This window comes from Pseudomonas sp. A-RE-19, assembly GCF_019956555.1.
Taxonomy (GTDB): Bacteria; Pseudomonadota; Gammaproteobacteria; order Pseudomonadales; family Pseudomonadaceae; genus Aquipseudomonas.
On record NZ_JAHBDQ010000027.1, the window covers coordinates 50770 to 76045 of the forward strand.

23 protein-coding genes are annotated in these 25276 nt (G+C 58.6%); 13 read left to right on the forward strand and 10 right to left on the reverse strand.

Annotated elements, in window-relative coordinates; all coding sequences use genetic code 11:
* Positions 1 to 5: 5 nt before the first annotated feature.
* Both KGB14_RS18205 and KGB14_RS18210 read left to right on the forward strand, forming a co-directional pair.
* The gene (locus tag KGB14_RS18205; protein WP_223488125.1) at positions 6 to 1415 is read left to right on the forward strand and encodes an MBOAT family O-acyltransferase; all 1410 of its coding nucleotides are present in this window, start codon (positions 6 to 8) and stop codon (positions 1413 to 1415) included.
* Positions 1415 to 2569, forward strand: a complete 1155-nt coding sequence (locus tag KGB14_RS18210) for an alginate O-acetyltransferase AlgX-related protein (protein WP_223488126.1) — start codon at positions 1415 to 1417, stop codon at positions 2567 to 2569. Before KGB14_RS18205 ends, KGB14_RS18210 begins: the two co-directional genes overlap by 1 nt.
* 75 nt (positions 2570 to 2644) lie before the next feature.
* Here KGB14_RS18210 and KGB14_RS18215 read toward each other — a convergent pair whose 3' ends face one another.
* Positions 2645 to 3358 carry a FadR/GntR family transcriptional regulator gene (locus KGB14_RS18215; RefSeq protein ID WP_223488127.1) on the reverse strand — a complete coding sequence of 238 codons (714 nt, stop codon included), beginning with the start codon at positions 3356 to 3358 and terminating at the stop codon, positions 2645 to 2647.
* A 368-nt stretch (positions 3359 to 3726) separates the two neighbouring features.
* Between KGB14_RS18215 and KGB14_RS18220 the strand changes: the two genes are divergently transcribed.
* The gene (locus tag KGB14_RS18220; protein ID WP_223488128.1) at positions 3727 to 5073 is read left to right on the forward strand and encodes an MFS transporter; all 1347 of its coding nucleotides are present in this window, start codon (positions 3727 to 3729) and stop codon (positions 5071 to 5073) included.
* A gap of 25 nt (positions 5074 to 5098) precedes the next feature.
* On the forward strand, positions 5099 to 6442 hold the full coding sequence (gene gudD / locus KGB14_RS18225; protein ID WP_223488129.1) for a glucarate dehydratase: 1344 nt from the start codon (positions 5099 to 5101) through the stop codon (positions 6440 to 6442).
* A gap of 124 nt (positions 6443 to 6566) precedes the next feature.
* Here the strand turns inward: gudD and KGB14_RS18230 are convergent, their stop codons facing one another.
* Positions 6567 to 7445: a LysR family transcriptional regulator gene (locus KGB14_RS18230; RefSeq protein ID WP_223488130.1), complete on the reverse strand. Its 879-nt coding sequence runs from the start codon at positions 7443 to 7445 to the stop codon at positions 6567 to 6569.
* A 155-nt stretch (positions 7446 to 7600) separates the two neighbouring features.
* Between KGB14_RS18230 and ampC the strand changes: the two genes are divergently transcribed.
* A complete protein-coding gene (gene ampC / locus KGB14_RS18235; protein WP_223488131.1) occupies positions 7601 to 8770 on the forward strand; it encodes a class C beta-lactamase in 1170 nt (389 codons plus the stop codon).
* A 232-nt stretch (positions 8771 to 9002) separates the two neighbouring features.
* Here the strand turns inward: ampC and KGB14_RS18240 are convergent, their stop codons facing one another.
* Complete coding sequence (locus KGB14_RS18240; RefSeq protein ID WP_223488132.1) at positions 9003 to 9269, reverse strand: hypothetical protein; 267 nt, start codon at positions 9267 to 9269, stop codon at positions 9003 to 9005.
* Positions 9270 to 9285: 16 nt separating this feature from the next.
* Positions 9286 to 9663, reverse strand: coding sequence for a DUF6124 family protein (locus KGB14_RS18245; protein WP_223488133.1), 378 nt, complete (start codon positions 9661 to 9663; stop codon positions 9286 to 9288).
* A gap of 522 nt (positions 9664 to 10185) precedes the next feature.
* Here KGB14_RS18245 and KGB14_RS18250 point away from each other — a divergent pair.
* Together KGB14_RS18250 and KGB14_RS18255 are read left to right on the forward strand one after the other, a co-directional pair.
* On the forward strand, positions 10186 to 11553 hold the full coding sequence (locus KGB14_RS18250) for an AAA family ATPase (protein ID WP_223488134.1): 1368 nt from the start codon (positions 10186 to 10188) through the stop codon (positions 11551 to 11553).
* A complete protein-coding gene (locus tag KGB14_RS18255) occupies positions 11546 to 12178 on the forward strand; it encodes a retron system putative HNH endonuclease (RefSeq protein ID WP_223488135.1) in 633 nt (210 codons plus the stop codon). The genes KGB14_RS18250 and KGB14_RS18255 overlap by 8 nt, the downstream gene beginning before the upstream one ends.
* 144 nt (positions 12179 to 12322) lie before the next feature.
* Here KGB14_RS18255 and KGB14_RS18260 read toward each other — a convergent pair whose 3' ends face one another.
* Positions 12323 to 12880 (reverse strand): DUF4174 domain-containing protein, encoded by a 558-nt coding sequence (locus tag KGB14_RS18260; RefSeq protein WP_223488147.1) that lies wholly within the window; start codon positions 12878 to 12880, stop codon positions 12323 to 12325.
* Between the two features lie 180 nt (positions 12881 to 13060).
* On the opposite strand from KGB14_RS18260, the gene KGB14_RS18265 reads away from it, so the two are divergent.
* On the forward strand, positions 13061 to 13429 hold the full coding sequence (locus KGB14_RS18265; RefSeq protein ID WP_223488136.1) for a VOC family protein: 369 nt from the start codon (positions 13061 to 13063) through the stop codon (positions 13427 to 13429).
* A 129-nt stretch (positions 13430 to 13558) separates the two neighbouring features.
* Here KGB14_RS18265 and KGB14_RS18270 read toward each other — a convergent pair whose 3' ends face one another.
* The gene (locus KGB14_RS18270) at positions 13559 to 14344 is read right to left on the reverse strand and encodes a sulfite exporter TauE/SafE family protein (protein ID WP_223488137.1); all 786 of its coding nucleotides are present in this window, start codon (positions 14342 to 14344) and stop codon (positions 13559 to 13561) included.
* A 250-nt stretch (positions 14345 to 14594) separates the two neighbouring features.
* Positions 14595 to 15344 carry a hypothetical protein gene (locus KGB14_RS18275; RefSeq protein WP_223488138.1) on the reverse strand — a complete coding sequence of 250 codons (750 nt, stop codon included), beginning with the start codon at positions 15342 to 15344 and terminating at the stop codon, positions 14595 to 14597.
* A gap of 250 nt (positions 15345 to 15594) precedes the next feature.
* Here KGB14_RS18275 and KGB14_RS18280 point away from each other — a divergent pair, with 250 nt between their 5' ends.
* The 3 genes from KGB14_RS18280 to KGB14_RS18290 all read left to right on the forward strand — a co-directional run bounded on the left by KGB14_RS18280 (position 15595) and on the right by KGB14_RS18290 (position 18241).
* Positions 15595 to 16743 (forward strand): aldose epimerase family protein, encoded by a 1149-nt coding sequence (locus KGB14_RS18280; RefSeq protein WP_223488139.1) that lies wholly within the window; start codon positions 15595 to 15597, stop codon positions 16741 to 16743.
* 175 nt (positions 16744 to 16918) lie between these two features.
* A complete protein-coding gene (locus KGB14_RS18285; RefSeq protein WP_223488140.1) occupies positions 16919 to 17740 on the forward strand; it encodes an aldo/keto reductase in 822 nt (273 codons plus the stop codon).
* Between the two features lie 30 nt (positions 17741 to 17770).
* Positions 17771 to 18241 carry a DUF1810 domain-containing protein gene (locus tag KGB14_RS18290; protein ID WP_223488141.1) on the forward strand — a complete coding sequence of 157 codons (471 nt, stop codon included), beginning with the start codon at positions 17771 to 17773 and terminating at the stop codon, positions 18239 to 18241.
* Here the strand turns inward: KGB14_RS18290 and KGB14_RS18295 are convergent.
* Entirely contained in the window at positions 18206 to 20566 is a 2361-nt protein-coding gene (locus KGB14_RS18295) for a DNA polymerase II (RefSeq protein ID WP_223488148.1), read from the reverse strand. The two genes, KGB14_RS18290 and KGB14_RS18295, sit on opposite strands and share 36 nt — an antisense overlap.
* A gap of 358 nt (positions 20567 to 20924) precedes the next feature.
* Here KGB14_RS18295 and KGB14_RS18300 point away from each other — a divergent pair, with 358 nt between their 5' ends.
* The gene (locus KGB14_RS18300; protein WP_223488142.1) at positions 20925 to 21365 is read left to right on the forward strand and encodes a CBS domain-containing protein; all 441 of its coding nucleotides are present in this window, start codon (positions 20925 to 20927) and stop codon (positions 21363 to 21365) included.
* A gap of 130 nt (positions 21366 to 21495) precedes the next feature.
* Here the strand turns inward: KGB14_RS18300 and KGB14_RS18305 are convergent, their stop codons facing one another.
* Both KGB14_RS18305 and KGB14_RS18310 read right to left on the reverse strand, forming a co-directional pair.
* On the reverse strand, positions 21496 to 22119 hold the full coding sequence (locus KGB14_RS18305; RefSeq protein ID WP_223488143.1) for a glutathione S-transferase N-terminal domain-containing protein: 624 nt from the start codon (positions 22117 to 22119) through the stop codon (positions 21496 to 21498).
* 245 nt (positions 22120 to 22364) lie between these two features.
* Positions 22365 to 23459, reverse strand: a complete 1095-nt coding sequence (locus KGB14_RS18310) for a DUF1615 domain-containing protein (RefSeq protein ID WP_223488144.1) — start codon at positions 23457 to 23459, stop codon at positions 22365 to 22367.
* A gap of 192 nt (positions 23460 to 23651) precedes the next feature.
* On the opposite strand from KGB14_RS18310, the gene KGB14_RS18315 reads away from it, so the two are divergent.
* Positions 23652 to 25181, forward strand: a complete 1530-nt coding sequence (locus KGB14_RS18315; RefSeq protein WP_223488145.1) for an FAD-dependent oxidoreductase — start codon at positions 23652 to 23654, stop codon at positions 25179 to 25181.
* Positions 25182 to 25276: the final 95 nt, after the last annotated feature.

Below are 25276 nucleotides of genomic sequence, written 5' to 3' on the forward strand. Positions count from 1 at the left end.
CCACCATGGTTTTTGCCTCTCTCGAGTTTCTGACGTTGTTCCTGCCGCTATTTCTGTGTGCCTATGCAGTGTGCCCAGCCGCCTGGCGCAACGTCACGTTACTGATCGGCAGCTGGCTGTTCTATGGCTGGTTGAGCCCGCGGTTTCTCGCAGTGCATGTGCTGCTGACGATCACAGCATGGGCCGGCGGCTTGCTGATTGACGCCTTGCGGAAAGAAGACAAGGGCCGCGTGCGGCTACTCACGATGCTGATCGTGCTCAACACGGCGGTGCTGTGCTGGTACAAGTACGCCAATATCGTCGCCGGCACGTTGATCGATGCCGTCGCCGGGTATGGCGCCATGCCGCTGGACTGGCAGCGGGTCATCATGCCGGCCGGGCTGTCGTTTATCGTCTTGCAGGCGATTTCCTATCTGGTGGATGTGCACCGCCGCACCGTGCCCGTCGAGCGCAGCTTCATCCATTACGCCACCTACATTTCGATGTTCGGCCATTCGGTCGCCGGCCCCATCATTCGCTATGACTGGGTGCGGCGTGAGCTGAATCAACGTTACTTCAACCTGCAGAATTTCTCGCTGGGCGCACGCCGGTTCATGGTCGGGATGTGCATGAAGGTCCTGGTGGCCGACACCCTGTCGCCCTTGGTCGATGTGGCGTTCAGTTTGCCGAACCCCAGCTTCTTTGACGCCTGGATCGGCTGCCTTGCCTACTCCCTGCAACTGTTCTTCGACTTCGCCGGCTACAGTGCCATGGCCATTGGGCTGGGACTGATGCTGGGTTTTCACTTTCCCGAGAACTTCGACCGTCCGTATCTGGCCAACAGCATCCAGGACTTCTGGCGTCGTTGGCACCTGTCGCTGTCCAGCTGGTTACGTGACTATCTGTATATTTCGCTGGGTGGCAATCGCAACGGCATCTGGAAAACGTATCGCAACCTGTTCCTGATCATGGCCATCGCCGGCCTCTGGCACGGTGGCGACAGCTGGAATTATCTGCTGTGGGGCAGTGCCCATGGCATTGCGTTGTGTGTGAACCGTGTCTGGAACAGCTCTACCCTGCCCCCGGTACCGCCGGTGCTTTCCCATGGGCTGACACTGCTGTTCGTCTGCCTGGCCTGGACACTGTTCCGCGCCCCCGACTTTCATGGCGCGCTGAGCCTGTATGCCGGACAGTTCGGCCTGCAGGGCATCGCCCTCGGTGACGAACTGTCCGCAACCCTGCGCCCGGTACACGGCTTTGCGGGTCTGCTGGGTGTGTTCGGTGTCATCGCACCGCTGCTGCGCCCTTACTGTGAGAAACGACTGGGCGGCCTTGCGTTCTACACCGCCGCTCTTTGGCCCATCGCCGGTTTCATGCTGTCGTTCGCACTGATTGCCAGTCGCGAAACCGTACCCTTCCTGTACTTCCAATTCTGATGACGAGCCTAAAGCACACCCTGCCCCCCACTCAGACAGATGATCTGGCGACACGCAGCAGTCGGTTGGCTGGCGTGGCGCTGCTGATATTCCTGTTCGTCGGACTGCTGTCCTCTGGCCGCCTGATCGTTTCAGGGCAGATCTCACTGTTACCCGATAACGTGCCGACCCCGCAGATTTTTGACGGCGATATCACGCATCGGATCGCCAAGGAACTGTCGAACGCTCAGCTCCCCACGACCTTCGCCAAGCTGGAGCGCGGTGTCAGTTGGCTGCTGCTCAGAGACACCGGGCCGAGGGTTCGCTCGGGTTGTCCTGACTGGTTATTTTTGGCCGATGAGCTCAAGGTCAATCATCAAGCGCAGCGCAATGCCGATGCCAAAGCCCAGGCAGTGATTGATCTGAAGCAGCAGCTCTCCCTGCGTGACATCAGCCTGCTGGTGGTCATCGTTCCAGACAAGAGCCGCATCGCTTCCGAGCAGCGTTGCACACTGCACCGCCCCGTCGCTCTCGAAGGGCGCATCCAGGCCTGGACCTCGAAGCTGGATGCGGGGGGCGTGGCGAATCTGGACCTCACCGGTGCGCTGACGCCACTGGGGGCCAGTGCCTATCTGCGCACCGATACGCACTGGAGCGAATCCGGCGCGAAGGCGGCGGCCGATGCCATCGCGCAGCGCCTGAACACCCTGGGCATCAGCGCAACGCCACGCAGGTCGTTCAACGAAAGTCATGCTCCGCTCGCAGTGCGACCTGGCGATCTGGTCCATCTGGCGGGCATCGACTGGCTACCGCTCAAATGGCAACCCGCACCCGAAATGGTCGCCCAAACCAGCACCCACGAACTTCCCGTTGCATCAGCCGACAGCCCTGACACTGAGGCCGACCTCTTTGGCGATGCCGACCTCCCCAACACCGCGCTCATCGGCACCTCATTCTCACGCAACTCCAACTTCGCAGGGTTTGTGCAGCAGGCACTGGGCGCCCCCGTGGGTAACTTCGCCAAGGACGGCGGAGCGTTCTCTGGCGCGGCAAACAGCTACCTCAACAACCCGGCCTACAAGGAAACGCCGCCAAAGCAAATCATCTGGGAAATCCCGGAACGGGACCTGCAGTCGGCTTACATCGACCCCATTGCCTATCGCTCGTTGCGGTAGGCCAATCGCGAATCTGGGCCGTCCAGGTTGGAAACGAGCCCGCAAACGGGGTGCTATCGAGCAGATCAACGGCGACTACCGATCAGCCGAAAAGCGGTCACGACTGTTAGTCAGGTGCAACCACATCGCCGCCCGCGCCGCATCCGGGTCCTGGCGCTTGATAGCGTTGAGAATCGCCTCGTGTTCAAGGTTGGCGAGTTGCCCCAGCTTGCTCAAGTCCGCCGACCCGCGCTCGGCGGCATTGACGCGGGTCCGGGGGATCATGGCGCTGCCCAGGTGCTGCATGATCTCGGTGAAGCACACGTTGCCGGTGGCTTCGGCGATCAGCAGGTGGAAGCGTTTGTCCGCCTCGACGCAGCTGTCGTTGTTGGTCAGCAAACGTTGGTAGTCGTCCAGCGCTTCGCGCATCTGCGCCAACTGCTGGTCTGTGCGACGAACCGCTGCCAGTGCGGCGGCCTGGGTTTCCAGGCCCATGCGCAACTCCAGAATACTGCGCACGCCCAGTGCGGTATCGACATTGAGCCTTAGCCCTTGATCGGGTGCACGCTCGAGGACAAAGGTGCCGATGCCATGACGGGTTTCCACCAGCCCCGAAGCCTGTAATTTCGAAATCGCCTCGCGCACCACCGTGCGGCTGACGCCATGTTTCTGAACAATGGTGTTCTCCGAAGGCAGCTTGTCCCCCGGCAGCATCTGCCCCAGCAGGATGCTCTGCGTCAGCTCGGCCACCAGGTCATGGGCCAGGTTGTGGGAACGTTTGCGGGCAGGTGCATCGAGGTCTTCTTGCATGGTGATTATCCGTAAAGCAGGGCTATTCGGATCGTAGCACTGCGCTCGCTTCCCGGTGACCGGATTTTCGATCAAACGGCGCTCAACTTGTATGACAACACTCAATCAACACACCGAAACAGAGGATTTAAACTATCGAACCCAAGCGTCCTGTCGCAATAAAGAAAAAATCATCGACTGAACAAACCCCGACACAACCCAACAAATACGCCACAAAAACCCGGAAAACGAATAAAAACCCTCCCACCTAGCACCATTTTGTTGAGAGACAGCACTTGTAGGACAAAAAAACCTAGTTGTATGATGTCTATCAACAACGCAGCACCCAGCTAAACCCCGCATAAAAATAACGAGTGGGAGAAAAAGAAGTGAATACATCCATACCCGGGATGAACGATGGCACCGATTCGGTCCTGCAATCCGCCATCTCAAAAGTGAAACGCCACGTCCTGCCGCTGTTCGTGATCATGTTCATCGTCAACTACATCGACCGCGTGAACATCGGCTTCGTCCGCGCCCACATGGAACATGACTTAGGGATTGGTGCTGCCGCCTACGGCCTCGGTGCCGGTCTGTTCTTCATCGGTTACGCGCTGTTCGAAGTCCCCTCCAACATCCTCCTGCAAAAAGTCGGCGCGCGAATCTGGCTGACCCGCATCATGCTGACCTGGGGGGTGGTAGCCGCCTGCATGGCCTTCATCCAGAACGAAACCCACTTCTACATCCTGCGTTTTCTGCTGGGCGTGGCCGAAGCCGGTTTCTTCCCCGGAGTGATTTATTACTTCACCCGCTGGTTGCCCGGCGTCGAACGCGGCAAGGCGATTGCGATCTTCCTCAGCGGTTCGGCGATTGCTTCGCTGATCTCCGGTCCGCTGTCCGGGTTGCTGCTGCAAATCAGCGGTTTTGGCATGCATGGCTGGCAGTGGATGTATTTCATTGAAGGCCTGTTCTCGGTCGGGCTGTGCGTGTTCGTCTGGTTCTGGCTGGACTCCAAGCCTCACGACGCCAAATGGCTGACCCTTCCTGAGCAGGACGCGCTGGTCAACGCCATCGATGACGAACAACTGGCCCGCGAAGCCGCGACGCCGATCAAACCGTCGCTGGGCACACTGCTCAAGGATCGCCAGATCATCCTGTTCTGCCTGATCTATTTCTTCATCCAGTTGACCATCTATGCCGCGACCTTCTGGTTGCCGAGCATCATCAAGAAAATGGGCGACCTGAGCGACATTCAGGTCGGTTTGTTCAACTCGATTCCGTGGTTGCTGTCGATCGTCGGCATGTACGCCTTCGCCTCGCTGTCGGCCAAATGGAAACACCAGCAGGCTTGGGTCGCCGCTGCGCTGTTGATCGCGGCTGCCGGAATGTTCATGTCCACCACGGGCGGGCCGATCTTCGCCTTTGTGGCCATCTGCTTCGCGGCGCTGGGCTTCAAGTCGGCATCGTCGCTGTTCTGGCCGATTCCCCAGGCCTACCTGGATGCACGGATCGCTGCAGGCGTGATCGCACTGATCAACTCGGTGGGCAACCTCGGCGGCTTCGTTGCACCGACCACCTTCGGCCTGCTGGAAGAACACACCGGGTCGATTCAGGGCGGGCTCTACGGCCTGGCCGCCACTTCGATCATCGCCGCGATCATCGTCTTCGCGGCGCGCAATAAACCGAAACCTGCCCCGGCCGTTGCCCTGGGCAAACCTGCTCCCCGTCACGCCTGAACACCTGCTTTTCAAGGACATAAAAATGAACGCACAAGAAGCCGCAAAAGCCCCGATCATCACCAGCATGCAGGTTGTGCCGGTGGCCGGCCACGATGGCATGCTGCTCAACCTGAGCGGCGCCCACGGCCCGTTTTTCACCCGCAACATCGTGATCCTCAAGGACAACGCCGGCCACACCGGCGTCGGTGAAGTGCCAGGTGGCGAGCGCATTCGCCAGACGCTGGAAGACGCGCGCGCACTGGTGGTCGGCAGCCCGATCGGTACGTACCAGAAGATTCTCAATCAGGTGCGCCAGACCTTTGCCGATCGCGATGCCGGCGGTCGCGGCCTGCAGACCTTCGACCTGCGCATTACCATTCACGCGGTCACCGGCCTGGAAGCCGCCCTGCTCGATTTGCTCGGTCAGCACCTGGATGTGCCAGTCGCCGCCCTGCTCGGCGAAGGTCAGCAGCGCGATGAAGTGAAGATGCTCGGTTATCTGTTTTATGTCGGTGATCGCAACGAAACCGATCTGGCCTACCGCAGCGAACCGGACGCCGACAACGACTGGTTCCGTGTGCGTCATGAAAAAGCCATGAACGCCGACGCCGTGGTGCGCCTGGCCGAAGCCGCCCACACTCGTTATGGCTTCAAGGACTTCAAACTCAAGGGCGGCGTGTTGAGTGGCGATGAAGAAATCGAAGCCGTCACCGCCCTCGCCGAACGCTTTCCCCACGCACGCATCACCCTTGATCCGAATGGCGCCTGGTCGCTCAAGGAAGCGATCCGCCTGTGCCGGGATCAGCATCACGTTCTCGCGTACGCCGAAGACCCGTGCGGTGCGGAGAATGGCTATTCGGGCCGGGAAGTCATGGCCGAGTTCCGTCGCGCCACAGGCCTGAAAACCGCGACCAACATGATCGCCACCGACTGGCGGGAAATGGGCCACGCGATTCAGTTGCAGTCCGTGGACATTCCCCTCGCCGACCCGCACTTCTGGACCATGCAGGGTTCGGTTCGGGTCGCGCAGATGTGCCACGAGTGGGGCCTGACCTGGGGTTCGCATTCCAACAACCACTTCGATATTTCCCTGGCCATGTTCACCCACGTCGCGGCCGCCGCGCCGGGTGAGATCACCGCCATCGACACCCACTGGATCTGGCAGGACGGCCAACGCCTGACCAAGGCGCCGCTGCAAATCGTCGACGGTTGCGTGCAGGTGCCGAAAAAACCTGGCCTGGGGGTTGAGCTGGACATCGATCAACTGGCCAAGGCTCATGAGCTGTACAAAGGCATGGGACTGGGCGCGCGGGATGACAGCGTGGCGATGCAGTTTCTGATTCCGGGGTGGAAATTCGATAACAAGCGGCCGTGCCTGGTGCGGTAGTCCTGAAACACCGCAATCCTGTGGGAGCGAGCCTGCTCGCGATAAGGCCGTGACAGCCAACATCATCATTGACTGTCACACCGCCATCGCGAGCAGGCTCGCTCCCACAGGGGAGACATTCACACTAATTCCGCTGTGCCACTTGCAGTAGCCATTGCTTGAACGCGACCATCGCCGACGTTTCAGGCCGCGACTGCAAGCGGGTCAGCCAGTAGCTGCCCGTGGTGATCCCGATGGCGAACGGTTGCTCGATTGCGCCCGCCGCCAGTTGCCGGGCAAACATCAGCGGCGGCGCCAACGCCACTCCCGCCCCTTGCAGCGCAGCCTCCATCATCGCCAGCGACGAGTCGAAGACGATGCTCCGGGGCGCAGCGACATGGGCCGGCAACCCGGAAGCCTGAAACCACTCCGGCCACTCGTCCGTGCGATAGGAACGCAATAGCGTTTGCTGCAACAGATCGGCTGGGGCGTGCAATTGCCGCGCAATCTCGGGAACGCAGAGCACCGACAGCGGCGCCTCGATCAACCGCACCGCTTCGATGCCGTGCCATGCCCCCGCGCCAAAACGAATGGCGTAATCCAGCCCTTCCGCTGCCACGTCCACCCGGTTGTTGTTGGTCGAAAGGCGCAAATCTATAAACGGATATTTCATCTGAAAATCCGCCAGCCGCGGTAACAGCCAGCCGACCGCAAATGTGCCCACAGCCCCTACCGTCAACACCTCACGAAAATGCCCGCCCTCAAAACGCTCCAGGGTTTGGGCGATCAGGTCGAAGGAGTCGCGCAGCACCGGCAGCAGGGTTTCACCTTCGCTGGTCAGCATCAGGCCTCGGGGCAGGCGTTTGAACAGGGTCACGTTAAGCTGGGCTTCAAGGCTTTTGACCTGATGACTCACCGCCGCCTGCGTGACGCACAACTCCACCGCCGCCCGCGTGAAACTCAAATGACGTGCCGAAGCCTCGAAAGCACGCAAGGCATTCAGCGGCAAATGAGGTCGAATCATGCCTACTCCAAAAAATTTCTAATGGCTCATCCAAGATATCGTCGTTTGTCGGCGGTCGCCAAACTGCATAGATTTGGCTCGCCCAGCTGCGGACCGGCTGAAAAACCGCTCGGAGTGTAGCGGTTAACACCTCGTAAAATCATGGAACCGAAACAATGACACACAAAAAAAGTATTGCCAGATTGAAGATTCTTGCAGCCTGCGTGGCGGTACTGGGCGCAAGCCATTGTGTTGCCGCGACCCAGACAGATCAGCCCATCGAGAAGATTGTTAACGATGCTGTGCGGCCTGTCTTGAAGGCCGAGGGCATTCCCGGCATGGCCGTGGCCATAACGGTCAACGGAAAGCAGCATTACTTCAATTACGGAGTGGCCTCGAAAGAAACCGGGCGCCCGGTGGCAAACGACACCCTGTTCGAGATCGGTTCGGTGAGCAAAACTTTCACCGCAACACTGGCAGCCTACGCTCAGGCCACTGGCAAACTGTCCCTGAGCGACGCTGCCAGCACTGTTCTGCCAGCGTTGCGTGGCAGCGCGTTCGACAGCATCAGCGTGCTGCAACTCGGCACCTACACCGCCGGTGGCCTGCCGCTGCAATTCCCCAGTGATGCAGACCATCAGGACAAGATGCTCGGCTACTTCAAACAGTGGAAACCGATCTACGCCGCCGGCACTCATCGCCAGTATTCAAACCCCAGCCTTGGGTTGTTCGGCTATCTGGCGGCCCACAGCATGGGGGCACCGTTCGATAAGCTGATGGAAAAAACCTTGCTGCCGAAACTGGGCCTGAAACACAGCTACCTCAAGGTGCCGCAGGATCAGATGGGGCTTTACGCCCAGGGTTACAACAAGGACGACAAACCTGTACGGGTCGGGCCGGGCGCACTGGATAGCGAAGCGTATGGCGTGAAAACCAGTGCCTCGGATCTGCTTCGCTATGTTGAAGCGAACATGAATCCGACTTCGCTGGAAAAGCCATTGCAGCAAGCCATCGCCATCACTCACACCGGTTACTACACGGTGGGTGACACGACTCAGGGGTTGGGGTGGGAGTTCTACAACTACCCGGTAACGCTCGATACATTGCTGGGGGGCAATTCATCGCAGATGGCGATGGAAGCTCATGAAGTCCGGTGGCTGAACCCGCCGCAACCTCAACGCGACACAGTACTGATCAACAAAACCGGCTCAACCGGCGGCTTCGGCGCCTATGTCGCCTTTATCCCGGCCAAAGACATCGGCATCGTGATCCTGGCCAACAAAAACTACCCAAACCCCGAGCGAGTCAAAATTGCTCACAATATATTGAGTGCGCTGACTGAATGATCCCGACAACCCATTAAGACTAGGCAACCACTCACCCGTGGCGAGGGAGCTTGCTCCCGCTGGGGCGCGCAGCGGTCCCAAACTCTGCCATCGCGTTGCATCAGATAGTCCTCAGATACCGGGTTTACGACTGCTGCGCAGCCGAACGGGGGCAAGCCCCCTCACCACAGGGTTCAGCGTTGGCAAACAAAATGGGCGACCTCTTAAGGTCGCCCATTTTTCTTTACTGCACTTAAACCTGCGCCCGCAATCGTCGTCCGATCACATCCATTAAGTCACAACCGTCGCGCATCGGAATCGCCAGCACTCGCGCAAAGTCCTGCAACAGTAATGCATCGCGGCTGATTCCCTCGCCTACGGAAAGTGTTTCCAGCAGTTGAGTTACGCTGCGGATGCGGTACGCCGCCGTATCATGCAGCACATCCACTGGCGCCTCTGTGTCAATCAGCAACGACGCTATGCTGCAGTCGATGCCCGTAATCGGCATGTATCGAGCCATGACTGAACCTCCCTGATCATTGTTGAGTGCCTGGCTGAACAGCAGGCGCGCCTTCGGGCGGATCGATAGTGTCCAGTGCGCGGTTCACCAGCAATTGGGCGACTACCGCCAACTGCTGAATCGACAGCGCCACGTTGCGGTTGGAACTTTCCAGCTTGCAGGCCAGATCCGTGATCAAGACATTCAGAGACGCGAGGGTTTCGCAGGCGTGGCTTAGCAGGGTTTCTGTGTCGACGCCGGGGACAATGGTGAAGATATGGCTGATCGGGTCGGCGTGGTTGGGGTTACGCAAGCGAGCGCTGACGGCGGGTTCGGTGATTTCGGACAGTGGAACGAGATCAAGGGGGTCGGAATCGGTTGGGGTTTCGGGAGGGTTGGGAGTAACTTTCTTCATATGTAAAGCTCCATTAACAATTTAAGAAAACTGCCAATCTCACTTCCACATGAGGGTGACAGCTGTACGCAGGTGTGGAAGACCAGGGGGAACCTACCAAAACCCGGCGCACTCGAAAGTGCCCCGCGCACAGCCGCCATAACGCGGCAATGTTGACATAAAAAATGTCGCCATGCGCCTTACGAGCGTTGGTAGGTGTCTCTGACCACCGGACTTCCACATCCGACCGCTGATTTTGCAGCGGCTGGAGAAGGTTATCGGCATGCTCGCCGCCGCACCAGTTCATGAAGTGCTCTGCGTTTTGCAGGAAATTTCTGACGCAATTGAAGGCCTTTGCCCCAGCTCATTTTCATGGGCATACACTGCAACTAACTTTTTATTGATGACCGTTGTGATGCAACCGAAACCATTGTATCTAATGGGTTTCCAAAGCCGGCGAAAGGCAGCGGATCAATCCGTAGCCGGGAATGACATAATGCGCGCTCAAGCCTGTACACCGACTGACCGCCAAAGGGCGTTGTAATGGAAATCAAAAAATTCAAGCTCACGGATGTCGGTCGATTCACCGATTTGGACATTCAGTTGGCCCCCACCGCCAAACACCCCTCGAACGTGACAGTTCTGGTGGGAAACAACGGTGCCGGGAAAACTACGCTTCTAAAGTCGCTAGCCATCTCACTGAGCTGGTTGGTGGCCAGAATTCGTACCGAGAAGGGTAATGGCAGTCACATCGCAGAAGAGGATGTTCGAAACGGCGCCTCATCCGCCTCTATTTCGATTGCTGTAAAAGACGACTCTCTGGCAAACCCTAATAATCCCGATGCTGATCCTGAGGATGCTCTATTCCAATGGACCGTTACCCGATCCAGACAGGGTCGAAAAACAGATGCTCACAGCTCTCTGGTTGACGCCAGCCGTCTCGCGGATGTTTACCGGGATGAATTAACCGTTATTGAAAAGGCATCTCTTCCACTGATTGCGTACTATCCGGTTGAGCGTTCGGTACTGGAAATTCCTTTAAAGATCCGAACCAAGCATACCTTTGATCAACTTGACGGCTATGACAATTCGTTGAATAGGGGTGTCGATTTTCGGCGTTTCTTTGAATGGTTTCGCGAGCGCGAGGACAGTGAAAATGAAACCGGCGTGTCCAGCACCGCCTTGTCCGAAATCTCCGAAAAGTTCGGAAAGGACAGTGACATTTGGAAAACGCTTTCCCAGTTGAAGGCATCCTCTCGTGATCGTCAGTTGACGGCGGTTCGCACTGCAATCGCAGCCTTCATGCCTGGCTTCAGCAATTTGAGAGTAAAGCGTAAGCCACGGTTGCACATGGCCATCGATAAAAGCGGAGCCACACTAAATGTGTCTCAGCTGTCACAGGGTGAAAAGTCCATGATGGCATTGGTCGGAGACATCGCCCGCCGACTGGCCATGATGAATCAATCGCTGGACAACCCTTTACACGGTGACGGAATCGTACTGATTGATGAAGTCGACTTACACCTGCACCCCAAATGGCAGCGCAGTCTGATCCGGCAGTTGAGTGAAACCTTTCCAAATTGCCAGTTCGTACTGACAACTCACTCTCCACTCGTCATCAGCGACGCAAAAGATGTGCTGTGCTACGTACTGGATGATGGGGAGTTACAAGAGCGCGATGGCCTTTATGGCCTTGATGCCAATCAGGTTCTGTTGAGCGTCATGGACACCGATGTTCGTAACAGCGAGGTACAGCGAAGACTGAATCGATTGCTTGAGCGCCTGCAGGATGGTGACCTGGACGAAGCCAGGAAATTGTTTTCCGAGCTATCACTGGAGCTTTCAGACGGTCATCTGGAGCTGGCGAAAGCCGCACTGTTGATCCGCAAACTGGAGTTGCGTCGTGCGTAAGATCAACAAGGGTATTGAGCCGGAGGCGCTGACTCGATGGAAGCGCTTGAACAGCACATTACGTTACCGGGATTTGCCCGTTGAAGAGAGTCGGTCCATTCGCTCAGCGTGTATCTCGGAACAGTACGGCTTATGTGCGTATTGCTGCCAGGCAATCACGATTGACGACGCTCATAACGAGCATATTGAGGCCCAGGATCGCGCGCAAAATCGCACTTTAGACTTATCCAACATAGTCGCAAGTTGCCAACGCTCCCATCAATGCGGCCACGGTCGAGGCACGCGAGCACTGCCACTGACGCCTTTGATGGATGAATGCGAAACCGAGTTGAAGTTCTATCTGTCTGGTCTGGTAAAGGGGCATACCGACCGAGCCAATACTTCCATTGAGGCGTTGAATCTGGGTCATACCGAGGAAAGCAATCGTGGTCTTGTCGGTGCACGTAAAACTCTGGTTGATGCGTTGATTTATACCCAGAACCTGCCACCCGACGAGTTGCAGTATGAGGACGAAGATTTCTTGGGCTTACTTCTGGAGGACTTGCAAACGCCTGATGCCGGGCGCCTGCAGCCCTTCTCACCTGTATTGGTTAATGTAATCCGTCATTTGCTGGCACGACCTTAAAACAGTCAGGACCGTCTACCAGAGGACTGAGGCGGTTGAAAACGACCACCTCAGTCATTTTCGACACACCCTCTGGAAGAAGGACTAATCCCCACACAGTCATCCCTCCTACCTGAAAAGATCACCACAGAGTTCAGTGGCAATTCATTCATCCGGCTGCTCAGGGGGTTTGGCGGGCTTCGCCGGTTTGCCTTTTGCGCCTTTTACGCCTTTGACCGGTGCAACTTCAGCCACCGGCGCAGGCGTCGGTACCGTTGCTTCTTTCTCAGCGGCCGGCAGTTGGTCGATGGTGTCAAAGATTTTCTTCAAATCGACCGATTTCGACTCAGCCCCTGAACTCTCGATTTTCTTCTCGCCGTCCTTGCCCAACAGAATGACTTTGGGCAAAGCCCCGGCGCCGAGGTTCAGCGAGCGGATCAGCGCCATGGTGTCCTGCTGGCCGAGATCTTTGCCATCGAGCTGACCGAACATGTTCAGCACGCTGTACACCTTGATGTTGCGCTGGGCGACTCCCTGCTTGTTGGCGGGATCCTCCAGCGACTTTTTCAGGTTCACCCAGACAGGGTCAACGCTGCTGGGGGCGATGACAATCAGGGGACGGGCCCTGCCCACGTCTTTAACCAAGGGTGAATCGTCATCGGCGGCGAACAGGGGACCGACGAAAGCCAGCAAAGTAGCCAGGGTCAAAGACCTGATGAGCATGCGCATCTCCTTTTGATATCCACGCTCTAATGATTGCGCATCGCGGTGAACGTTCCGGGTGACGCACCGCAATTGTGATTCGCCTTGCCCCAAGCTTAGGTCAGGGCGGTCATTGCGCAACAGCCTGAGCTAATCTCATAGCACGACACAAACGACCTGATTCGCCGTGAGGATCTTCGCATGAGCGCTCAGTTGAACCACACCATCGTCTGGTGCCGTGACAAACAGGTCTCGGCCCATTACCTGACCGACCTCCTCGGCCTGTCCGCCCCGGAGCCGTTCGGACCGATGCTGGTCGTCAAGTTCGATAACGGGGTATCGCTGGACTTCTACAACAACGACCCACCCATTGCGTCCCAACACTATGCCTTTCTGATCGACGATGAAGACTTCGATGCGGCCTTCGCTCGCCTGCAAGCGCGCAAACAGCCCTGGTGGGCCGATCCGGGCAAGCAGAGGCCGAACGAGATCAATGATTACGGCGGTGGCCGGCGGGTGTATTTCGATGACCCGGACGGGCATCTGCTGGAGATGTTTACCCGGGAATAGTGTGGGCCGCGCTTCTATCTGGATCGAAAAAAACCATGTGGCCTCGCCGTTGCCCGCGCCTGAATTCACCGAGCACGAGGAAGACACCTTTCCATTCGGTATAAATTCAGTGATCCGGACGATGCCGGATCAGAACGCCAGTTTGTAGCCGATCAGCACCAGCATCGTGGCCAGGCACGGACGCAGCAGCTCGTCGGAGATACGCCCGGTCAAATGGCTGCCCAGGTAAATCCCCGGCAGCGAACCGACCAGCAAGAAGCCCAACACATGCCAATCCATGTTGCCCATGCTCGCGTGGCCCAGGCCGGCGACCAGGGTCAGCGGCACCGCGTGAGCGATTTCGGTGCCGACCAGGCGGCGGGTAGGCAGCAGTGGATACAGAATGAACAGCGCGACGGTGCCCAAGGCGCCGGCGCCGATGGAAGTCAGGGCCACCATGGTGCCGAGGACCAGACCGGTGATGACGGTCAGCACATTCAACCGCGAGCCGCTGGGGTTGTAGTGGCCGCCCGCCCGTTTGTGGGCGAAATCGAGCAAGCGTTTCTTGAAGAAAATCGCCAGCGCCGTGGCGAACAGCACGAAGCCCAGCGCTTGTTTGATGACAGCGTTCATCGCTTCGGGCGAGGTTTGCAAACGGCTCAGGAACCACAGGGTCAGCGCCACTGCCGGCACACTGCCGAGCGTCAGCCAACCGGTGATCGCCCAGTCGATGTTCTGGTTCTTTCGATGAACCAGCACACCACTGGATTTGGTAATGGCCGCGTACAGCAAGTCCGTGCCCACCGCCGTGGCCGGGTTGACGCCGAACCACAACAGAATGGGGGTCATCAACGAACCGCCCCCGACGCCGGTCATGCCGACAATAAAGCCGACCACCAGACCTGCAACGACCAACCCGAAATTACCGAATTCCATGAATACGCCCAGAAAATCGCAGGAAACAAACCGGCTCGCAGCATAGCGATTTTTCTTATAACCACATATATCGATGCGGTCTATCGTTATGCCAATTCATTGAGCCGGAACACGGTTTTCCCTCTCAACCACATCCCCCTGTGGGAGCGAGCCTGCTCGCGAAAGCGGTCCAACATCCAACAGTGATATGAGCTGTGAGTCCGTCTTCGCGAGCAGGCTCGCTCCCACAGGTGTTTGGTTCAGCACTCGTTTACTGCACCGGCAAGAAATTCAGAAACAACAAACTCTGGGCGTAGTTGAGGCCGATCCGCCGGTAGCGTTCGTCGAGCATCTGGGTCAGCAGGTCCAGTCGAGCGACGATTTTGCCGAACTCCACGGCAAAGCTCAGGTTGCTGCCCTCCTCCGAGATTTCGTTGGAAAACAGCAACGGTTCGCCCTGCTTGTTTTGTCGCTGGCTCAAAATCCAGGTGGCTTTCTCGATGTTGCGCGCGGCATTGCTGACGAAAGTCGGGTTGATCGCATCCGTCATGTAGAACTCCAGCTGATTGCCGTGGGCCGTCACCAGCATGCTGCCGATGGCATAAATGAAGGCCCCGACGCGGTCGCCGAGGAATTCCGGACTCATGGCATAACTCAGCGCCGCCAGGTCTTTTTTGCCGCCGAGGGTGGGCAGTGGCTGTTGCTGTTCAATGGCCATGCGCACTTGTTTTTCCGCGATGCCGACTTCGAGGAAGCCGGACTTTTTCAGCTCCTCCGGATTACGCAGGTAGAGCTTGTTCATCAGCAAGTAGAGGCTTTCGAGGTTGTCGCGCATCGTCAGGGTCGCCATACGGTCGACGCTGGTCTGGAGGAATTCCTGGGGTTTGCCGTTGCGAAACTGACTGACAACGTCGTTGCCCGGTTGATGGCTACAGCCACTGGTGAAGAGCAGCGACAAGCTAATCAGCAGCAAACAATAAAGGCGAATGTGCGGGGTAAAGCGGGGTAAAACTCGAGCCATGGGTTCTTGAACTTGGGCATGGGCCGGCGGTGGGGATCGCCGCAGGCTGGCCAAGGATAGAACCGCGAAAGCTGGAAAAGTGCAGTACCGGTGGTCCGTAAGCGCTGGCCATCGTGGAAGCGACCTTTTATTAGTCATACTTTATAATTGCAACAACCGATAGATAAGCTATATATCCTTCCTTGATCGCATTAAAACTCGATCATTAGTATGACTACTTCTCACAGAACAACAAAAAGGAAGGTCAACCATGCTTCAATCCCGACACCTGCTTTCCGGCCTCGGACTGTCCCTGATGATCGTCACCCTCTCCGCTCAGGCCGCTGGTCTGTCCAGCGAACATAAAGCCTTCGGCAAAACCAATGACGGCACGCCCGTCGAGCAATACATTCTGCGCAACAGCCATGGGCTGCAAGCCACGGTCATTACCTACGGCGGGATTCTGCAGTCGCTGAAAGTGCCGGACAAAAACGGCAAGCTCGACGATGTGGTGCTGGGTTTCGATGATGTGCAGGGCTATCAAAGCGGCACCGCGTACTTCGGCGCGACCATCGGCCGCTTCGGCAATCGCCTGGCCAACGGTGCCTTCGAACTGGATGGCAAGCGCTATCAGGTGCCACTCAACGACGGCAGCAATTCGCTGCATGGCGGGGCTCAAGGTTTCGACAAGCGTGTGTGGAAAGCCGAACCGAGTAAGGATAAGGATTCTGTAGGCGTGACCCTGACGTATCTGTCGAAGGACGGTGAAATGGGTTTCCCCGGAAATATGAAAACCGAGGTGACCTACAGCCTTACGGAAAACAACGAGCTACGCATCGAGTACAAGGCCAGTACCGACAAACCCACGGTGCTGAACCTGACCAATCACAGTTATTTCAACCTGGCCGGCGCGGGCAACGGGGATGTGTTGAAGCAACTCGCAACCTTGCACGCCGCCCGTTACACGCCGGTCACCGGCAAACTGATCCCCACTGGTGAACTGGCCCCGGTCGCTGACACACCGATGGATTTCACTCAACCGACCGCCATCGGTCAACACATCAAGGCCGATCACCCACAATTGAAATTCGCCGAACCGAAACAAGGTGGTTTCGATTTCAATTGGGTATTGGACGCCAAGGGTGATCTGGGCAAACTCGCCGCCGATGTCAGCGATCCGCAATCCGGGCGTCGGTTGCAGCTCTACACGACTGAACCTGGCGTGCAGTTCTATACCAGCAACTTCCTCGATGGCACAGTCAAGGGCAAGGCTGGCAAGATTTATCCGCATTGGGGGGCGTTTACTTTGGAGACTCAGCATTATCCGGATTCGCCGAACCAGCCGAACTTCCCGTCCACACGGCTGGATCCGGGCAAAAGCTATGCCCAGACGACGGTGTTCAGGTTTTCCACCCTGTAGGTCGGAAGATCAAAAGATCGCAGCCTGCGGCAGCGCCTGCACGGGCGGAGTACACCTGTGAACCGAACTTGGCGCAGGCGCTGCCGAAGGCTGCGATCTTTCGAGATGGCCACGGAACCACCGGACTATTTTGCTGCCAACTGAAGTATCGATCGGACTTCACTGAGGAGGATTCATGCGTACTCTTGAGCTGGCCGGCAGCCATGTGCCGGTCATCGGCCAAGGAACCTGGCGCATGGGAGAGGAACGCTCCCGACACACAAAGGAAGTTGCAGCGCTGCGTTTGGGCATCGAGTTGGGCATGACCCTGATCGACACCGCTGAAATGTATGCTGAAGGGGGCGCCGAAGAGGTGGTGGGTGAAGCCATCGCCGGCCTGCGTGATCAGGTCTTTCTGGTCAGCAAGGTTTACCCCTATAACGCCAGCCGCAAAGGCGTTCCCAAGGCCTGCGAGCGCAGTCTGCGGCGGTTGAATACCGATTACATTGATCTATACCTGTTGCACTGGCGCGGCGATTATCCGCTTGAGGAAACCGTCGAAGCCTTTGAACGCCTGCGCGAAGACGGCAAGATCGGCCGTTGGGGCGTGTCCAATTTCGACCTGGATGACCTGGAGGAACTGGCTTCACCGGCCTGCGCCACCAATCAGGTGCTGTACAACCTGGAAGAACGCGGCATCGAATTCGATTTGCTCCCCTGGAGCCAACATCAAAGGATGCCCGTGATGGCCTATTGTCCGATCGGCCAGGGCGGGCACATGCTGGCCAATTCGACGCTCAAGCAGATTGCCGCCCGTCATGAGGCGACACCTGCGCAGGTAGCACTGGCATGGATTCTGCGTCAGAACGGCGTGATCGCCATCCCCAAGGCGGTCCGTCCCGAGCACGTGCAGCTCAACGCGCAAGCGGCGCAATTGCGCCTGGAAGTCGGGGATCTGGAGGCGCTGGACCAAGCTTTTCGCGCGCCACAACGCAAGCAGCGGTTGGCCATGGTCTGAGCCATCGCGGTTCTGTCAGAGGGCATCGGCATGAGAAGTACCGATCAGCTCGACGCTTTCAATTTGCCACGCTTCGTCCAGGCGCAGGATCCTGTGTTCGAGTGGGTGCAGGAGGAACTGCGCGCCGGCCAGAAGCGCCGGCACTGGATGTGGTTTATCTTTCCGCAGTTTTCCGGGTTGGGCGACAGTGAGATGTCCCGTTACTTTGCCATTCGCTCCAGTGAAGAAGCCACAGCGTACCTGGAGCATCCGTTACTGGGTCCACGCTTGCGCACTTGCACGCAATTGGTCCTGGACATCCCTCAACGCTCGATCGCCAAGATTTTCGGTCACCCCGACAACCTCAAGTTTCACTCATCGATGACGTTGTTCGCCCAGGTTTCGCCAAAGGGCAGTCTGTTCCATCAGGCGCTGGATCAGTATTTTCACGGCATACCGGATGACTGGACGCTGTCGCTGCTGGACTCAAAACAGGCCCAGTTGCCCCCCAATCAGCGTTGAGAAATCGTCATCCACGAACGGCAGGATCGCATCCGCCACCGGTTGCAGCTGCCGGGTGACGTAATGGTCATAGTCGATGGGCGCGCTGCGGATTTCCAGCGGCTCAGGGCCGGCGACCGTAATGACATAACTGATCCAGCCGCCGTTCTGATATTGCCGTGGGCGCCCCTGCTGGTCGTTGTAGTCATCGGCGATGCGCGCGGCCCGCACATGCGGGGGCACGTTACGTTGATAGTCATCGAGGGTACGGCGCAGGCGCTTGCGGTAGATCAGGCGCTCGTCGAACTCACCGGCCAACGTCTTGCGCACATAGTCACGTACGTAATCCTGATAGGGCTTGCGATTGAAGATGCGCAGGTACAACTCCTGCTGGAATTGCCGGGCCAGCGGCGACCAGTCGGTGCGCACGGTTTCCAGGCCCTTGTAGACCATTTCTTCGGTGCCGTCGGCGCGGGTGACCAACCCGGCATAGCGCTTCTTGCTGCCCTCCTCGGCGCCGCGAATGGTCGGCATCAGAAAACGCTTGTAGTGGGTCTCGAACTGCAACTCCAGGGCGCTTTCCAGTCCGTATTCCTGTTTCACATGCTCACGCCACCACTGATTGACGTGATCCACCAGCGCACTGCCGATTTGCGCGGCTTCTGCCTGACCATGAGGGCGACGCAGCCAGACGAAGGTCGAATCGGTGTCGCCATAGATCACCGCATGGCCCTGCGCTTCGATCAACTGGCGGGTACGCAACATGATCTCGTGTCCGCGCAAGGTGATGGACGAGGCCAGCCGTGTATCGAAGAAGCGACAACCGCTGGAGCCGAGGACGCCGTAGAAAGCATTCATGATGATCTTCAGCGCCTGGGACAGCGGCGCGTTGTGTTCGCGCTTGGCGGTTTCGCGGCCTTCGGCGACCCGGGCGACGATGGCTGGCAGGCAATGCCGGGTTCTTGAGAAACGCGCACCGCGAAAACCCGGCACCGACTCGCTGTCGTCAGGATGTTTGAGGCCTTCGATCAAGCCCACCGGGTCGATCAGGAAGGTGCGGATGATCGACGGATAGAGGCTTTTGTAGTCGAGCACCAGCACCGATTCGTACAGCCCGGGTTGCGAGTCCATGACAAAACCGCCAGGGCTGGCCTCCGGTGGTTTGCCGCCGAGGTTCGGTGCAACGAAGCCCTGACGGTGCATCAACGGCATATACAGGTGAGTGAACGCCGCCACCGAACCGCCGCTGCGGTCCGCCGGCAAACCGGTGACGCTGGCGCGCTCGAGCAGGAAGGTCAGCAATTGGGTCTTGGCGAAGATCCGCGTCACCAGTTCGCAGTCCTTGAGGTTGTACTTGGCCAGGGCTGGCTTGTCCTCGGCGAACATGCGGTTGATTTCGTCCATGCGCTGGTACGGGTTGTCGATCGACTTGCCCTCGCCCAGCAGGGTTTGCGCGACGTTTTCCAGGCTGAACGACGGGAAGCTCCAGGTCGCCGAACGCAGCGACTCGATGCCGTCGATGATCAGCCGGCCGGCGGCCGAAGCGAAGTAATGATTTCGGCTGCCGTGCTCGCGCCACTGCATCTCTTCGCCGCCACGCCCCAGTTTCAGCGGCACCGCCAAGCGGCGAGCATGTTCGTGCAGTACGCGCAGATCGAACTGCACGACATTCCAGCCGATGATGGCGTCAGGGTCGTGCCGGGCGAACCAGTCATTGAGTTTTTTCAGCAGCAGGGTCCGGGACTCGCAGTAGTCGAGCTGGAAATCCACCTCGCTGTCATCGCCATTGGGTGGCCCGAGCATGTACACCTGACGCTCGCCGCAGCCTTCCAGAGCGATGGAATACAACTCGCCCTGGGCGGTGGTTTCGATGTCCAGCGAGACCAGCCTGAGGTTCGGCCGGTAGCCGGGGTCGGGTTTCATTTGCGCGTCGAGCAGCAGGCCATCGGCGCTGGGCGTGCCGCCGAACAAAACGGGGGCAATGATGAAGCGCTCCATCATGTAGCGTTCCGGCGGGCGGATGTCGGCTTCGAATACATCGACGCCTGACTTGCGCAGCGCGGTTTCCAGACGCATCAACTGACCGTGCTGCTGGCAATACAGGCCGAGCACCGGGCGGTGCTCGAAGTCCAGAAGTGCCAAGGGCTTCAGCTCGACGTTTTTCTCGCCGCGCAAAACCGTTTCGGCTTGCTCGCGCTGGGCTGCCGGAAGGAACGCTACCGACGGTTGATGCGGCAGGCGGATGCGCCGGGGGCCGGCATCGGTCGCCAGCCAGAACTCGACTTCCGTGCCGGCCGGGGTATCGCGCCAATGCCGGGTCAGGACGAAGCCCTGCTGTAAATCCACCACTGCAACCTCAACGAATTGATTCAAGGGGTAATTCTACGCGTGATCGACGGTGTGGTGAGGGGGCTTGCCCTAATGCCGGTAAGTCGAGACGCAGATCCTGTGGGAGCGTGGCTTGCCCGCGAAGAACGATGACGCGTAATACCTGAAAAACCGCGGTGTATTCTTCGCGGGCAAGCCACGCTCCCACAGGTTTTTCGTCGCTCAAATGTCTTAACTTACCGGCATCAGGGGCGGACTTTTACAAAGAAAAATCGCTGAATGACGCTTTTCGCGCGGTATCTGCCGCTTTCTGCCTTGCTCTGTGAGCGCGTCTCTACGATTCTTCAAGAACAACGACAACACCTGAGAAACCGCCATGAAAACCGTCGCCCAACTGCTCAAGTTAAAGGCCCAACAGAATCAGGAAGTCCACACCATTGCGCCCCATCAAATGGTGCTGGAAGCACTGATGGTGATGGCCGCGAAAAACGTCGGCGCGTTACCGGTGCTGAAAGAGGGAAAGGTCGTCGGCATCATCAGCGAACGGGACTATGCGCGCAAACTGGTGCTCAAGGGGCGTTCCTCGGTTGGCACACCGGTCAGCGACATCATGGTGTCGCCAGTGATTACCGTGGACACCCATCAAACCGTCGAAACCTGCATGGGCATCATGTCCGACAAACGCCTGCGGCACTTGCCGGTGGTGGAAAACGGCGAGTTGCTGGGCTTGCTGTCAATCGGCGACCTGGTCAAGGAAGCCATTGCCGAACAGGCTGAGCTGATTGGGCAGTTGGAGCAGTACATTCGCGGCGAATGATTCTGTCCCACCCCAATCTCCCTGTGGGAGCGAGCCTGCTCGCGATGAGGCCATGGCATCCAACATCAATGTTGAATGTCAGGTCGCCATCGCGAGCAGGCTCGCTCCCACATTTGTTTGGCGGTGTTCTTCAGGATGGCCAGTGCCTTTTGAACACCGGTGCCAATGCACGGTGCTGGTCGAAGCGTTCGAGCCAGGCGAAAAACCCGGGCCGCGCAACGCGCAAGTGCTCCCGGGTGCCCGACCACCGCGTCACCACCGCCGCCAGAATATCCAGCGCGCCCGGCTCTCCATCGTCCAGGTACAAATGGCCGGCGAACTGATCGGCAAACACCTCCCAACTCCAATGCAGACGCTGGCGGGCACCGGCCATGAGGTTTTCCCGAGACGACTCGTCCGCCTCGGCCAGCCAGCGCTCGGGGTAATCGATGATGCCAATGGCGGCATAGCAATTGCTGACGATGTACACCAGGCCCCGAATAACCTGATCACGCTTGAGCGGGTTTTCCGGCAGCAGATTCGACTCCGGAAACGTAAGGCCCAGATGAATCAGGATGGCCGCACTCTCGGTGAGAACGCCGCCATCGGGCAGGTAGAGGGTGGGAATCTGCTTGAGCGGGTTGAGTTTCTCCAGCGCCTGAAACGCCTCCGGGGACGATGAAACATCGATGAAGCGATAAGGAACCTCGCACAGTTCCAGCGCGGCTTCGATGGCGGCCGCACCCGAATTCTGATGCCCATAGAGCTGGTACATGACTAAATCTCCTCTGCGACTCTCTCTTTGTAGCAGCTGCCGAAGATTGCGCTCGGTTGCCTCATCAGCGCCAGTCAGTCAAGGACTTGAACACCGTCGCCCCTGTGGGAGCGAGCCTGCTCGCGATAGCCGCGGATCAGCCAACATTGATGCTGAATATACCGCCGTCATCGCGAGCAGGCTCGCTCCCACAGGTTCTGCGCCTCAACTTAGCGGCATTAGCCTGCCCAGCCGTGTTTCTGCGTTCACATCCCCGCGCGCTTCATGCAGCGCTGATAACGCTCATCGACCCGCTTGGCGAACCACGCCGTGGTGAGTTTGCGGGTGATTTTCGGGCTTTGCAGCACGATCCCCGGCAACACTGCACGGGGTAATGGGCGGCCTTCGGCCTGTTCGGCCAAGGCGAACACGCGCCGATAGAGCCTGGTGTCCTCGAACTCGAGACCTTTCCCCTCCTCCAATTGATCCCGAATGGTCGGGTTGCGCATGTCCAATTGCTTGCCGAGGGTGCGCACGGCCAGTTCCGTGGTGCCGGGCATGATCGAGTCGTAGCGCACCAGGTCGCCATCCAGGGCCAGCGCAATGCCGGTCGCACGACTGACAGCATTCTGAAACGCGGCATTGCGGCTGGCGTACCAACCGGCGTTGAAATCGGCGAAACGATACAGCGGCTGCTCGTAGCTCACCGGATAACCGAGCAAGTGGGCAATACCGAAGTACATACCGCCGCGACGAGTGAACACTTCGTGGCGAATCGAGCCACCCACCGGGTAGGGATAATTGCGCGCCTGCTGCTCGGCGAAGTCGATGCTGACCTGCATCGGCCCCGCCGTGTGCACCGGGTTGAAGCCTGCGAACAAGGTCCGGCCCATGGGCACCATGCTGATGAAGTCATCGAAAATCGCGCTGAGCTCTTTTTCGCTGCGCGCGGCATTCAGCCGCTCGCTGTAACTTTTGCCATTGGGTGAACTCACCTGCAAGGCACCGCTCACCAGCAAGCCGGGGATGTGGGCTTTGGCGGCGCGGCGGTCAATCTCGTCCCGGGCGATCTTGCCCAGCCCTGGCACCGATGGATCAATCTGAAACGTTGATTCCTGCTCAGTGACCGCGAGTACCGAGCACAGGTTTTGCGTGGTCGGCGCAATATTTTGTGCGGCAAATGCCGCGTAAATGTCCGTGGCCCAACCCTGTCGGTCGACAGTTTCGGCCGGCAGCAGGCGCACAATCTCGGCCTTGACCTCGGCAGGCTTGCGGGGCGGCGGCGCCTGAGTGCGCTGGGTGCCGCAACCGGCCAGCACCAACAGCGCGGCCACACTCATGATCAATCGATTGGCTTGCATGGTGCTCCATAAAATCCGTTGAGCCGGGCTAACCATACGATCAATGGCATGGCGCAGGCTATGACTGTGGCGGTCGCGGACTGTTCCCGCACAAGCCCGTAGCAACTGCCGGCATTTTTCCGTTGGGCAGTCGGCCTGCCGGTGCACCCCGGCTGGACCATACTTGCTCCAGACACCGAGGAGAACACGCTCATGAACCGTAGCGACGTGCTGATCGTCGGCGCCGGCCCGACCGGGCTGGTGCTGGCGCTGTGGCTAAGCAAACTGGGCATTCGGGTGCGCATCCTCGACAAGACCTCCGCCCCCGGTACCACGTCCCGCGCGCTCGCCGTTCAGGCGCGAACCCTTGAACTGTATCGCCAGCTCGACCTCAGCGACGCCGTTGTACAGAACGGCCATCGTGTGGCCGCAGCGAATTTCTGGGTCAAGGGCGAACCTGTCGCGCACCTGCCGCTGAGCACCATCGGCGAAGGCCTGACACCCTACGCGTTTCTGGAAATCTACCCGCAAGACGAGCACGAACGCCTGCTGATCGAACGCCTGGAGGCCTTCGGTATCAAGGTGGAGCGCAACACCGAACTGGAAAGTTTCGAGGAAACCGGCGACGGCATCAGCGCCACGCTGCGCTTGCCCGATGGCCAGCAGGAAACCTGCCAGACCTGTTACCTCGCTGGCTGCGACGGTGCCCGCTCGATTGTGCGCAAACATCTGGACACCGATTTTCCGGGCGGTACCTACCAGCAGATTTTCTATGTGGCGGATGTGCAGGCCCGTGGCCCCACGTTCAACGGTGAACTGCATGTGGACCTTGACGAAGCCGACTTCCTCGCCATTTTCCCCTTGTCCGACGAAGGTCGCGCCCGACTGATCGGCACGGTGCGCGACGAGCGTGCCGAACACGCCGAAACCCTCCAGTTTGAAGACGTCAGCAGCCGGGCCATCAAGAATTTAAAGCTGCAGATCGATCAGGTGAACTGGTTCTCGACCTACCGCGTGCATCACCGGATAGCGGATCACTTTCGCACGGGGCGCGCGTTTCTGTTGGGTGACGCCGCCCATGTCCACAGCCCGGCGGGTGGCCAGGGCATGAACACCGGGATCGGCGATGCGATCAATCTGGCCTGGAAACTCGCCACGGTGCTGAGCGGCGGCGCCACGCCCAAACTGCTCGACAGTTATGAAACCGAACGCATCGCATTTGCCCGGCGCCTGGTGGCCACCACTGATCGGGTCTTCAGTTTCGTCACGGCCGACGGGCCAATTGCCGACGTGGTGCGTATGCGCGTCGCACCCTTTTTGATCCCGAAAATGATCTCGTTTGAGGCGGCCCGGGAGTTCCTGTTTCGCACGGTGTCGCAGACCACCCTCAACTATCGCGGCATGCCGTTGAGCGAGGGCGTTACGGGCCATATTCATGGCGGCGATCGCCTGCCCTGGGCCCACGACAGTGAAGGGGACAATTTCGAGTCGCTGAAAAACCTGACGTGGCAGGTGCATGTGTATGGCGAGACCAGCGACGAAATGATCGCCTGGTGCAGGGAGCATCACCTCCCGCTGCAAGTGTTCGACTGGCGAAAGGCGTTTGAAACGGCGGGGCTCACACGCAACGGGTTTTACTTGCTGCGGCCCGATACCTATGTGGCGATCGCCGACTACAGCGCCGACCCGAAAGTGATCGAACGGTATTTCCGGGACCGTGGGATTCGCTCTTTCTTCGGCTGAACCCAAGAACGGCGAAGATCAAATGTGGGAGCGGGCTTGCTCGCGAAGGCAGTGTGTCAGTCACCATAAATATCGACTGACACACCGCCTTCGCG

Coding starts and splice junctions, on each gene's coding strand:
- KGB14_RS18215 (WP_223488127.1), bottom strand. CDS start 3,358: ATGCAAGAAGACCTCGATGCACCTGCCCGCAAACGTTCCCACAACCTG.
- KGB14_RS18310 (WP_223488144.1), bottom strand. CDS start 23,459: ATGCAAGCCAATCGATTGATCATGAGTGTGGCCGCGCTGTTGGTGCTG.
- KGB14_RS18275 (WP_223488138.1), bottom strand. CDS start 15,344: ATGGCTCGAGTTTTACCCCGCTTTACCCCGCACATTCGCCTTTATTGT.
- KGB14_RS18285 (WP_223488140.1), top strand. CDS start 16,919: ATGCGTACTCTTGAGCTGGCCGGCAGCCATGTGCCGGTCATCGGCCAA.
- KGB14_RS18270 (WP_223488137.1), bottom strand. CDS start 14,344: ATGGAATTCGGTAATTTCGGGTTGGTCGTTGCAGGTCTGGTGGTCGGC.
- KGB14_RS18250 (WP_223488134.1), top strand. CDS start 10,186: ATGGAAATCAAAAAATTCAAGCTCACGGATGTCGGTCGATTCACCGAT.
- KGB14_RS18230 (WP_223488130.1), bottom strand. CDS start 7,445: ATGATTCGACCTCATTTGCCGCTGAATGCCTTGCGTGCTTTCGAGGCT.
- ampC (WP_223488131.1), top strand. CDS start 7,601: ATGACACACAAAAAAAGTATTGCCAGATTGAAGATTCTTGCAGCCTGC.
- KGB14_RS18290 (WP_223488141.1), top strand. CDS start 17,771: ATGAGAAGTACCGATCAGCTCGACGCTTTCAATTTGCCACGCTTCGTC.
- KGB14_RS18305 (WP_223488143.1), bottom strand. CDS start 22,119: ATGTACCAGCTCTATGGGCATCAGAATTCGGGTGCGGCCGCCATCGAA.
- KGB14_RS18210 (WP_223488126.1), top strand. CDS start 1,415: ATGACGAGCCTAAAGCACACCCTGCCCCCCACTCAGACAGATGATCTG.
- KGB14_RS18205 (WP_223488125.1), top strand. CDS start 6: ATGGTTTTTGCCTCTCTCGAGTTTCTGACGTTGTTCCTGCCGCTATTT.
- KGB14_RS18265 (WP_223488136.1), top strand. CDS start 13,061: ATGAGCGCTCAGTTGAACCACACCATCGTCTGGTGCCGTGACAAACAG.
- KGB14_RS18280 (WP_223488139.1), top strand. CDS start 15,595: ATGCTTCAATCCCGACACCTGCTTTCCGGCCTCGGACTGTCCCTGATG.
- KGB14_RS18240 (WP_223488132.1), bottom strand. CDS start 9,269: ATGGCTCGATACATGCCGATTACGGGCATCGACTGCAGCATAGCGTCG.
- gudD (WP_223488129.1), top strand. CDS start 5,099: ATGAACGCACAAGAAGCCGCAAAAGCCCCGATCATCACCAGCATGCAG.
- KGB14_RS18315 (WP_223488145.1), top strand. CDS start 23,652: ATGAACCGTAGCGACGTGCTGATCGTCGGCGCCGGCCCGACCGGGCTG.
- KGB14_RS18245 (WP_223488133.1), bottom strand. CDS start 9,663: ATGAAGAAAGTTACTCCCAACCCTCCCGAAACCCCAACCGATTCCGAC.
- KGB14_RS18300 (WP_223488142.1), top strand. CDS start 20,925: ATGAAAACCGTCGCCCAACTGCTCAAGTTAAAGGCCCAACAGAATCAG.
- KGB14_RS18260 (WP_223488147.1), bottom strand. CDS start 12,880: ATGCTCATCAGGTCTTTGACCCTGGCTACTTTGCTGGCTTTCGTCGGT.